10 protein-coding genes are annotated in these 10,005 nt (G+C 68.4%); 7 read left to right on the top strand and 3 right to left on the bottom strand.

The window, feature by feature from the left end:
* The coding region (locus DSP71_RS22285) for a hypothetical protein (RefSeq protein ID WP_113681219.1) at nt 1-793 on the bottom strand (793 nt) is incomplete at its 3' end.
* Between DSP71_RS22285 and DSP71_RS12195 the strand changes: the two genes are divergently transcribed.
* From DSP71_RS12195 to DSP71_RS12205, 3 genes are read left to right on the top strand one after another with little or no spacing between them, the layout of a single operon-like run.
* Nucleotides 783-1,856: an ABC transporter ATP-binding protein gene (locus DSP71_RS12195; RefSeq protein ID WP_113681223.1), complete on the top strand. Its 1,074-nt coding sequence runs from the start codon at nt 783-785 to the stop codon at nt 1,854-1,856. The two genes, DSP71_RS22285 and DSP71_RS12195, sit on opposite strands and share 11 nt — an antisense overlap.
* On the top strand, nt 1,832-3,397 hold the full coding sequence (locus DSP71_RS12200; protein ID WP_113681220.1) for a hypothetical protein: 1,566 nt from the start codon (nt 1,832-1,834) through the stop codon (nt 3,395-3,397). The genes DSP71_RS12195 and DSP71_RS12200 overlap by 25 nt, the downstream gene beginning before the upstream one ends.
* A 40-nt stretch (nt 3,398-3,437) precedes the next feature.
* Nucleotides 3,438-3,704 (top strand): DUF3039 domain-containing protein, encoded by a 267-nt coding sequence (locus DSP71_RS12205; RefSeq protein WP_026049764.1) that lies wholly within the window; start codon nt 3,438-3,440, stop codon nt 3,702-3,704.
* A 2-nt stretch (nt 3,705-3,706) separates the two neighbouring features.
* Here DSP71_RS12205 and DSP71_RS12210 read toward each other — a convergent pair whose 3' ends face one another.
* Nucleotides 3,707-5,032 (bottom strand): nicotinate phosphoribosyltransferase, encoded by a 1,326-nt coding sequence (locus DSP71_RS12210; RefSeq protein WP_061018238.1) that lies wholly within the window; start codon nt 5,030-5,032, stop codon nt 3,707-3,709.
* 63 nt (nt 5,033-5,095) lie between these two features.
* Here DSP71_RS12210 and murI point away from each other — a divergent pair, with 63 nt between their 5' ends.
* The 4 genes from murI to DSP71_RS12230 all read left to right on the top strand — a co-directional run bounded on the left by murI (nt 5,096) and on the right by DSP71_RS12230 (nt 8,335).
* Nucleotides 5,096-5,926, top strand: coding sequence for a glutamate racemase (murI, locus tag DSP71_RS12215; RefSeq protein WP_046748971.1), 831 nt, complete (start codon nt 5,096-5,098; stop codon nt 5,924-5,926).
* Between the two features lie 52 nt (nt 5,927-5,978).
* Nucleotides 5,979-6,716 (top strand): ribonuclease PH, encoded by a 738-nt coding sequence (rph, locus tag DSP71_RS12220; RefSeq protein WP_046748972.1) that lies wholly within the window; start codon nt 5,979-5,981, stop codon nt 6,714-6,716.
* 2 nt (nt 6,717-6,718) lie between these two features.
* The gene (gene rdgB, locus DSP71_RS12225) at nt 6,719-7,312 is read left to right on the top strand and encodes an RdgB/HAM1 family non-canonical purine NTP pyrophosphatase (protein WP_046748973.1); all 594 of its coding nucleotides are present in this window, start codon (nt 6,719-6,721) and stop codon (nt 7,310-7,312) included.
* A gap of 102 nt (nt 7,313-7,414) precedes the next feature.
* Complete coding sequence (locus DSP71_RS12230) at nt 7,415-8,335, top strand: cation diffusion facilitator family transporter (protein WP_046748974.1); 921 nt, start codon at nt 7,415-7,417, stop codon at nt 8,333-8,335.
* 27 nt (nt 8,336-8,362) lie between these two features.
* Here DSP71_RS12230 and ligD read toward each other — a convergent pair.
* The coding region (gene ligD, locus DSP71_RS12235; protein WP_258546410.1) for a non-homologous end-joining DNA ligase at nt 8,363-10,005 on the bottom strand (1,643 nt) is incomplete at its 5' end.

Consider the following 10,005-nt stretch of genomic DNA (forward strand, 5'->3'; position numbering starts at 1 on the left):
CGCAAGAGAAGACGTCGGCGAAGCGCCCGCCGGTGAAGAAATCGAGTTCCGACGAGGCATCGGCGGCCGGGACGACGGCGAAGCGACCTGCAGTGAAGAAGCCGGCCGCGAAGAAGCCGGCCGCGAAGAAGCCCGCCGCGAAGCGTCCGACCACGAGCGGAACCACGACTGCCGCGAAGACATCGACCGCGAAGACATCGACCTCGAAGACGTCGACCGCGAAGGCTGCGCCGGAGAAAGCCGCACCGACTGCCGACATCGTCGTGGAGCCTTTGGTCAAGGCGTTGCCCGACCAGAACGGAACGCCCGCCGCTGCCGCGCGCAGCGGCGCAGCCAGTCGCACCACCGCAGCGAAGAAAACGGCACCGAAGTCGACGACGAAGACGGCTGCCAAGACGACGACGGCCAAGGCGACGGCGGCAAAGACCACGGCCGCGAAGACCACGGCCGCGAAGACCACGGCCGCGAAGACAGCTGCCGCGAAGACAGCTGCCGCGAAGGCGACTGCTGCGAAGTCGACTGCTGCGAAGTCCACGGCCGCGAAAGCTTCGGCGGCGAAAACGGTGGCGGCGAAAGCGGCCGCCTCCAAGGCTGCAGCGACGAAGTCCACTGCTCGCGCGGCCGCAGCCAAGTCCACGGCGGCGAAGACAGCGGCGGCGAAGGCCGCGGCAGCGAAGAATGCTGCAGCGAAGAAGGCCGCCGATGAGGCGGAGAAGGCGGCGGCGGACGCGGCGAAGAACGCCCCGGAGTCTCCGAGCCTCGAAGCGGCTCCGGTGGACCCGATGCGTGCCACCGAGACAGCCGCAGTATCGGTGCTGCCGGTCGAAGTCACCTCGGCGCCGGAGCCCGTGGCTGAGCCTGCTCCGGAGCATGATGCGATCGCCGAACCCGAACCCGAACCCGAGCCGGTTGCCGAGCCTGTCGTTGCACCCGCCCTCGCGGCGGAGGTCGCCGGCGCCGAACCGGTCGAGGCCGAGCCGATCGTCGAGGAGCCGATCGAGTCGGGAACGTCCGCGTCGGTCGAGGTCGTCGAGGCTGAAGGGGGTTCGGACGACGCGGCTTCCGAGGTCGTGGATCCCGTGGACGGACTCTCCGGGGGCGAAGCGATCACCATCCGCGGCCTCGTCAAGCAGTTCGGAGACAACCGCGCCGTCGACGGCATAGACCTGACCGTGCCGGCTGGATCCTTCTACGGGGTGGTCGGCCCCAACGGGGCGGGAAAGACCACGACTCTCTCGATCGTCGCCGGGCTCCTGCGCGCAGACGAGGGCAGCGTCGTGATCTGTGGCATCGACCAGGCGAAGCAGCCGCTGGCCGCGAAGAAGCTGATGGGCGTGCTGCCGGACAGGTTGCGCACGTTCGACCGCCTCACCGGTCGTCAGCTGCTGTACTACTACGGGCTGCTGCGCGGCCTTGCGGCTGATGTGATCGAGAAGCGCGCGGCAGATCTCGCTCGGGCGTTCGACCTCGGCGATGCGCTCAGCCGCGTCGTCTCGGACTACTCGGCGGGCATGACGAAGAAGATCATGCTGGCAGGGGCGATGATCCATTCCCCGCGCGTGCTCGTGCTCGATGAGCCGTTCGAATCGGTCGATCCCGTCTCCTCGGCGGTGATCCTCGACATCCTCCGTGCGTATGTGTCGCACGGTGGCACGGTGATCCTCTCCAGTCACGGCATGGATCTGGTGGAGCGCGTCTGCTCCCGCGTGGCCATCATCGTCGGAGGGGAAGTGCTGGCCGAGGGGACCGTCGACGACGTGCGCGCAGGGCAGACGCTCGAGGCGCGCTTCGTCGAGCTCGCCGGCTCCAGCGGAGAGGTGGAGGGGCTCGAGTGGCTGCACACGTTCTCCGACTGAGGCTCGCGCTTCTGATCGGAACTCTGCGCGGCGACCGTCGGGTCCGTTCGATCATCTCGTTCGTCGCTGTCGTCGCGATCACGTCCGTGGTGTGCATCGCGGTCTTCAGCCTGTCGTCCGCTCCGGTGCCGGTCGCCCGTGCGGTCACCGTCCTCGGTGGCGCTGCCCTTCTCGTCGGTTTCCTCGTCGGACCGCTCCTCGTCGGGGCAGTCGACCAACTCGATCCTCGCCGCTTCGCGGTCTTCGGCGTCGATGAGCGGCAGATGCCGTGGGTACTCACGCTGGCCGCATTCGTGAGCGTGCCCAGCCTCGCGCTCCTCGCCGTCTACATCAGCGTCTGCATCGTCGCGATCGATGCCGGGACGCCATGGCCTCTCGCGATCCTGATGACGGTCGTCGGCGTCGTCACGACGATGCTGGTCTCGCGGATCGGAATGGCGCTCAACGCCCTGCTCCTTCCCGAGCGTCGATCACGAGAGCTCACCGCGCTGTTCGCGCTCGCCCTGATCGTGATCGCGTTCCCCGTGGCTGTGTTCTTCGGATCCCTTCGCTGGGACGGCCTGGTGCCCCCCTCGCTGGCGACCCTTTCCAGCGTCTTCGGCTTCAGTCCGTTCGCGGCAGCGCCGGCATTCCTCTTCGACTCCGCGGCAGGGGCGACTGCTTCGGCGTGGGTCACCGGGATCATCGCGGTCCTCACCGTCGTGCTCCTCGGGATCGCGTGGGCATGGCTCGTCCGGCGACTCCTCACGACGACCGAGCGCCCGGTCGCCTCGCGGGAGCGCACCGGGCTCGGCTGGTTCGGGCTGCTGCCGTCGAACGCCTTCGGGGCGATCGCCTCGCGAAGCCTCGTGTACTGGCTCCGCGACCGTCGCTACATCATGAACATCATCGTGGTCCCGGTCGCCGGTGTGCTCACGGTGCTGCCGCTCATCGTCGCCGGTGTCCCGGTGGAGATCGCCGCGCTGGTCCCCGTTCCGGTGATGGCACTGTTCTTCGGATGGTTGCCGCACAACGACGTCGCCTACGATTCGACGGCCCTGTGGACGCACGTGGCGAGTGGCGTCCGGGGGCTGCCCGATCGTCTCGGTCGCCTCGTGCCCGTGCTGCTCGTCGCCATTCCGGTGCTCGCGATCGCTGTGCCGCTGAGCCTCCTCCTGGTGGGGAACTGGAGTCTCCTGCTGCCCATGGGCGGTGTGGCCGCCAGCCTCCTCTTCAGTGCACTCGGCATCTCGAGCATCGTCTCCGTCGTTGCGCCCTACGCGGTCTCACGGCCCGGAGACAGCCCGTTCCAGCAGCCGCAACGGCCGACATCCCGCGGGATCTACGGACCGGCCGCGACGTTCCTCGGGGCGATCGTGCTGAGCGCGCCCACCATCTGGCTGTTCGCTGCCACGATCCTCGAGGGGTCGGCGTATGCACCGGCCACCTTCTGGGTCGGGCTCCTCGTCGGCCTCGGGGTGCTGGTGCTGGGCGCCGTCATCGGCGGCCGCATCTTCGAGCGCAGCGGAGAGCGTCTCATGGAGTTCGTCGAGACGGCATGACGACCACCCGCGAGGCTTTCGACGCGGCTAGACTCTCGGGATGAGTACTCCGCTGGACAGCCCCGATCAGGGCGGCGTGGCAACGCTTGATCGCGAACTGGAAGAGCTCCTCCGCGAGGAGAACCTCGAACCGGGCGACCATGAGCGCTTCTCGCATTATGTGAAGAAGGACAAGATCCTCGAATCCGCGATCACCGGCAAGCCGGTGCGCGCGCTGTGCGGCAAGAAGTGGACCCCGGGGCGCGACCCGGAGAAGTTCCCGATCTGCCCCACGTGCAAGGAGATCTACGAGTCGATGATCGGCTGACCTCAGTCGGCTTCGACGTACACGGTGGGGATCGCAGGGTCGGATTTGCTCAGCGCGAGAGCCCGCACCGGCAGTTCTTCGCGCACCCGAAGGTGATGAGCGCGAGCGGCCGCGGTACCCGCGACCCCCTCGTACGACGTATCGATGTCGCCGGCCTCGACGAAGGTGACCTGCAGCGGTCGGCCGTCGGGGTGGTCGGCTGCCGTGTCGAGCTGCTCGAAGCCGTCCGAGACGACGACCGTCTCCGCCGTGGCGACTCCGTCCGCAAGGGTGCGGAACGCCGACTTGCGTCCGCCGTGTGACGCCTTGTCCGCCGATGCCTTGGCGACGCCGACCCACGACCCGGCGGCATCCTGGCGCGCCACGAGCTTGTAGACCATGCTCGCTGTCGGGTATCCGGAGCCGGTCACGACCGATGTGCCCACCCCGTACGCATCGACCGGCGAAGCGGCGAGAGCGGCGATCGCGTACTCGTCGAGATCGCTGGTCACCGTGATGCGCGTCGATGTGGCACCGAGCTCGTCCAGCTGCGCCCGGACATCGGCGGCGACGATCGGGAGGTCGCCCGAGTCGATCCGCACACCACCGAGCTCCGTTCCGGCGACGCGGATGGCGGTCTCGACGCCGGTGCGGATGTCATACGTGTCGACGAGCAGGGTCGTGCCGGAGCCCAGACTCTCGACCTGGGACCGGAACGCCTCCTCCTCGGTGTCGTGCAGCAGCGTCCAGGAGTGCGCGGCCGTCCCCATGGTGGGGATGCCCCAGCTTCGTCCCGCCTCGAGATTGCTCGTGGCGCCGAAGCCCGCGATGTACGCAGCGCGCGCCGCCGCGACCGCGGAACGCTCGGCGGCCCGACGGGAGCCCATCTCGGCCAGTGGACGCTCGCCGGCGGCGATGCTCATGCGCGACGCGGCAGTGGCGACGGCGGAGTCGTGGTTGAGCACGCTCAGCGCGAGCGTCTCGAGCACGACCGCGTCCGCGAACGTTCCCTCCACGGTGAGGATGGGGGAGCCCGGGAAGTACAGCTCGCCCTCGCGATAGCCCCGGATCGAGCCCGTGAACCGGTAATCCTCGAGGTGCTTCAGCGACGCCGGGTCGACGACCGCCTCGTCGCGCAGGAAGCGCAGCTCGTCCTCACCGAAGCGGAAGTCGCGGAGGAGGCCGAGAAGCCGGCCAGTACCGGCGACCACACCGAAACGGCGGCCACCGGAGAGGCGTCGGGAGAACAGCTCGAACACGCTGGGGCGGAAAGCAGTGCCGTCCCGAAGGGAGGCGGCGAGCATCGTCAGCTCATAGCGGTCGGTGAGCAGCGCCGTCGACGTGGTCATGCGCTCAGTTTAGTGAGCACCCCGATGCGCGCGGCGGGCCACGCGCAGGTAGGCTGGGGAGTCATGAACGACGCGCCGATCGGGATCTTCGACTCCGGTGTCGGCGGGCTCACGGTGGCGCGGGCCATCCGCGCCCAGCTGCCCCGAGAGTCGTTCGTCTACATCGGCGACACCGCGCACTCGCCGTACGGGCCGAAGCCCATAGCCGATGTGCGCCGCTACTCGCTCGAAGTGCTCGACACGCTCGTCGACCAGGGCGTGAAGATGCTGGTGATCGCGTGCAACACCGCCTCCGCGGCCATGCTGCGCGATGCTCGGGAGCGCTACGACATCCCCGTGGTCGAAGTGATCGGTCCCGCGGTGCGCCGTGCCGTGTCGACGACCCGCAACGGTCGCGTCGGCGTGATCGGCACGGTCGGCACGATCGGCTCGCGCGCCTACCAGGACATGCTCGAGGTGAACGAGCGGCTGCAGGTCTTCACCGCTGCATGCCCGCGCTTCGTCGAGTTCGTCGAAGCCGGTATCACCGGCACGCCCGAGGTGCTCGCGGTGGCCGAGGAGTACCTCGCCCCCCTCCGTGATGCAGACGTCGACACACTCGTGCTGGGCTGCACGCACTATCCCTTCCTCCGTGGTGCCATCAGCTACGTCATGGGCGAGGGCGTCACGCTCGTCTCCAGCGACGATGAGACCGCCGGCGACGTCTATCGTCAGCTCGTCCGCGGTGACCTGCTCGCCTCACCGGATGCGACCGCAAGCTACGTGTACGAGGCCACGGGGGCCGCGACCGACGACTTCACCGCGCTGGCCAACCGACTGATGGGGCACGAGGTGCGCGATGTGCAGCTCGTGCAGACCGGCGTCATCACCCTCCCCGACACCGCCTTCGAGTAATCCCGATCGTCTCGCTCCGACGCGATCAGCCATCCCGACCTGAGAGAAGCACATGTCCGAAATCGTCCGCGTCGACGGCCGCTCCACCGATCAGCTGCGCGAGATCACCATCGAGCGCGGCTGGAGTGCTCACGCCGAGGGATCGGCATTGATCAGCTTCGGCGGCACCAAGGTGCTGTGCACCGCGTCCTTCACCAACGGCGTGCCGCGGTGGCTGACCGGCAAGGGCAAGGGATGGGTCACCGCCGAGTACTCCATGCTGCCGCGCGCCACGAACAGCAGGAACGACCGCGAGAGCGTCAAGGGTCGCATCGGCGGACGCACGCACGAGATCTCCCGGCTGATCGGCCGCGCGCTCCGCGCGGTCGTCGACACGAAGGCCCTCGGCGAGAACACCATCGTCATCGACTGCGATGTGCTCCAGGCGGATGGCGGCACCCGTACGGCAGCCATCACCGGTGCCTACGTGGCGCTCGCGGACGCGATCGAATGGGGTCGGGAGAAGAAGTTCATCGGCAAGAACTCCACCCCGCTGCTCGACTCGGTCGCCGCGGTGTCCGTGGGCATCATCGATGGCGAGCCCATGCTCGATCTGGCATATGTCGAGGATGTGCGCGCGGAGACCGACATGAACGTCGTGGTCACCGGCCGTGGACTCTTCGTGGAGGTGCAGGGGACTGCGGAGGGAGCGCCGTTCGACAAGCGTGAACTCGACGCGCTCCTCGAGCTGGGGCTGGGCGGATGTGCCGATCTGAAGGACGCGCAGCTGGCCGCACTGGCGGGGGAGTGACGATGCAGGTCGTGCTCGCGACGCACAATCCGCACAAGGTCGCGGAGTTCCAGCAGATCGTGGAGCGGACACGTCCTGATCTCGAGATCATCGGTTACGACGGCCCTGAACCCGTCGAAGACGGCGTGACATTCGCTGAGAATGCGCTGATCAAGGCGCGGGCGGCCGCAGCGCACACGGGGCTTGCGGCCCTCGCCGACGACTCCGGCATCTGCGTCGACGTCCTCGGCGGCTCTCCGGGGGTCTTCTCCGCGTACTGGGCCGGGCAGAAGAAGGATGCGACCGCGAACCTCGAACTGCTGCTCGACCAGCTGCGCGACATCGCCGACCCGCACCGCGCCGCGCACTTCACCTCCACCATCGCCCTCGTGCTGCCGGACGGCCGCGAGCAGGTCGTGGAGGGGCGGTGGCCGGGTCGCCTGGCGCACGCGGCGTCGGGAACGGGCGGCTTCGGCTACGACCCGATCTTCGTGCCGGATGGCCAGCCTGCAGGGGAGGAGCGCTCGGTGGGCGACTTCTCCTCCGCGGAGAAGCAGGAGCAGTCGCATCGTGCACGCGCCTTCGCCGAGCTCGTTCCGCTCCTCGCAGCACTCTGACGCGTCGGCCGCGGAAAAGTGCTGCTGAAGCTGAGAATCGTTACCCTTCCCGACTAGCCGCAAGACGCCTTCCCAGGCTGTTTCCCGGTCTAGCCTGGTGGCATGCACGATCACGCACCCGCGCCCGGCGGCATCCGTTCGGCCAGCAGCAGACGACTGCTCGCGATCTCTCTTTCCCTCACGGCGACGGTGATGGTCGTGCAGGTCGTGGGCGCGCTGCTCTCCGGGTCGCTCGCGCTGCTCGCAGACGCCGCGCACATGTTCACGGATGCATCCGGCCTCGTCATCGCCTTGATCGCCGCGACAGTGGCAGCGCGCCCGGCGGATGACCGTCGCACCTTCGGGTATCAGCGTGCCGAGGTCTTCGGTGCGCTGATCAACGCGATCATCCTCATCGCCCTGGCGACGTGGGTCGCGATCGAGGGCGTAGGGCGTCTGATGAATCCGGGGGAGGTCGAGGTCGCCGGCGGACTCATGCTGGTCGTCGCGGTCGTCGGTCTCCTGGCGAACGCCGTCTCGATGTGGCTGCTGAGCCGCGCGCAGCGCACCAGCATCAACGTGCGAGGGGCCTACCTGGAGGTGATGGGCGATCTGATCGGGTCGGCTGCCGTGATCGTGGCCGCTGTCGTCATCCTCCTCACCGGCTGGATGCCCGCGGATGCGATCGCGTCCCTCTTCATCGCGGCGATGATCATCCCCCGGGCCATAGCGCTGCTTCGGGAGGTGTTCTCCGTGCTCGCAGAGTCGGCCCCGAAGGGCACGGCGGTGAGCGAGATCCGTACGCACCTGCTCGGATACGACGGCGTCGTCGGTGTGCACGATGTGCACGTGTGGCAGCTGACTCGCGGAGCGCCCGTGTTCACCGCCCACGTCAGCGTGGAGCCGGCGCTCTTCGCCGACGGACGCTCGTCGCAACTGCTGACCGAGATGCAGGCGTGTCTCGCCGACCACTTCGACGTCGAGCATTCGACCTTCCAGATCGAGCCCGCCGAGCAGTCCGACTGCGAACCGCACCACGCCTGATCCGGCGCCGTGATCTCGGGTCAGGTTTCAGGAATCGACGGGGGTCTCGACAGTGATCTCCAGAGGACTCTTGTCCGGGCGGAGGCCTCGCCAACGGGCATGGCGGAGCACTCCGTCGGGCGTCCAGTTCGCGAACTCGACCTCGCCGACGACTTCGGGGCGCACCCAGAGCGCGTCGGAGGCATCAGGGGCGGGGACGCCGTCGAGGGGGGCATCGTCCACGCGAAGAGGGGTGAGCCGTGCGAGGAGGTCGCGCAGGATCCGATCGGTGAATCCGGTGCCCACACGGCCGACGTAGCGGAGCCGTCGCCGTCCCGATGAGGTGTCCGGAACGGCGAGAAGCAGCGATCCGAGCGTGCTCTCCCTGTCGCCTTTGCCCGGTCGGATACCCACGATCACGGCTTCCTGCATCCGGGTGTGCTTGAGCTTCAACCAGGAGGGTGAGCGCTGCCCCGGACGGTAGCGCGATCGCGGGTCCTTGACGACGACGCCCTCGAGACCGAACTCCCGGCTCGCGATGAGTGCCGCGTCGACGTCGTCGAACACGGGAGGGACCTGCACGGGAGCGTCGAGGCCGGCGATCACATCCTCGAGAAGTGTCCGTCTCTCCCGGAGCGGCAGGCCCGTGAGGTCGTGCCCATCGAGGCGGAGCAGGTCGAACAGCATGTAGACGATGGGAGTGCGGATCACCTCGCGCTCGATCTCGCGGGGGCGGGTGAGGTGCATCCGGTTCTGGAGGAGCGAGAAGCTCGGTCGGCTGTTGGCGTCGAACGCCACGATCTCCCCATCGACCACCGCGTCCTTCACCGGGAGGAAGGGGGCGCCGTCGGCGGTGAGCTCGGGGTAGCGGGCGGTGATGTCGGTGCCTCGACGCGCGTGCAGGAGCATCCGTCCGTCCACCCACGTGCCCACCGCGCGGATGCCGTCCCACTTGACCTCGACCCAGGAGGGATCGCTCAGCGCGCGCGCGGTTCCGGGGGTGCCGTTCTCGGCGAGCATCGGCGCCACCGATGCCACGGATGCCACCGATGCCACGGATGCCACGGATGCCGCGGATGGCGGGGCGGCGGGTGCGGCTGAGCTCCGGGGATATCGGTGGGAGCTCCGCGTCTTCGCGGGTTGCGGCAGCGGAGCCGTCATGGACGGGCGGAGCGTGGCGAGCGGATCGACTCCCGCGGCGGCGCGCTCGAGCACCTCATCGAGGTCGAGCTGGGCGAGATGCGGATCGGCGAGCTCGTCCCAGGTGCGAGGAGCGGCGACCCACGGCCGCGCACGGCCGCGGAGCGAGTAGGGGGAGATGGTGGTCTTCTTGCCGTTGTTCTGACTCCAGTCGAGGAAGACCTTGCCACCCCTGACCGCCTTCGCCATGACGCTGGTCGCAAGATCGGGGTGGTCGTTCTCGATCATGCGGGCGAGTTCTTTCACGACGGCGGAGACCTCGTCGCTCGTCTGCTCGCCGGGGAGTGAGGCATAGAGGTGGATGCCCTTGCTGCCACTGGTGACCGGCAGTGGATCGAGACCCATGTCCGACAGGATTCCACGGGCGATGCGGGCGACCTCGGCGCACTGCGGCAGTCCGACTCCCTCACCGGGGTCGAGGTCGAGGACGAGCCGATCAGGGTTTCCGGGAAGGCCTTCGGAGGAGAACCGCCACTGCGGCACATGCAGCT

Source organism: Microbacterium sp. H6, assembly GCF_003314775.1.
Classification (GTDB): Bacteria; Actinomycetota; Actinomycetes; order Actinomycetales; family Microbacteriaceae; genus Microbacterium; species Microbacterium oxydans.

What these genes read in the sequence shown, in the direction of transcription:
- DSP71_RS12195 (WP_113681223.1), top strand. Translation starts at nt 783, where the DNA reads ATGCGTGCCACCGAGACAGCCGCAGTATCGGTGCTGCCGGTCGAAGTC.
- DSP71_RS12205 (WP_026049764.1), top strand. Translation starts at nt 3,438, where the DNA reads ATGAGTACTCCGCTGGACAGCCCCGATCAGGGCGGCGTGGCAACGCTT.
- DSP71_RS12210 (WP_061018238.1), bottom strand. Translation starts at nt 5,032, where the DNA reads ATGACCACGTCGACGGCGCTGCTCACCGACCGCTATGAGCTGACGATG.
- murI (WP_046748971.1), top strand. Translation starts at nt 5,096, where the DNA reads ATGAACGACGCGCCGATCGGGATCTTCGACTCCGGTGTCGGCGGGCTC.
- rph (WP_046748972.1), top strand. Translation starts at nt 5,979, where the DNA reads ATGTCCGAAATCGTCCGCGTCGACGGCCGCTCCACCGATCAGCTGCGC.
- rdgB (WP_046748973.1), top strand. Translation starts at nt 6,719, where the DNA reads ATGCAGGTCGTGCTCGCGACGCACAATCCGCACAAGGTCGCGGAGTTC.
- DSP71_RS12230 (WP_046748974.1), top strand. Translation starts at nt 7,415, where the DNA reads ATGCACGATCACGCACCCGCGCCCGGCGGCATCCGTTCGGCCAGCAGC.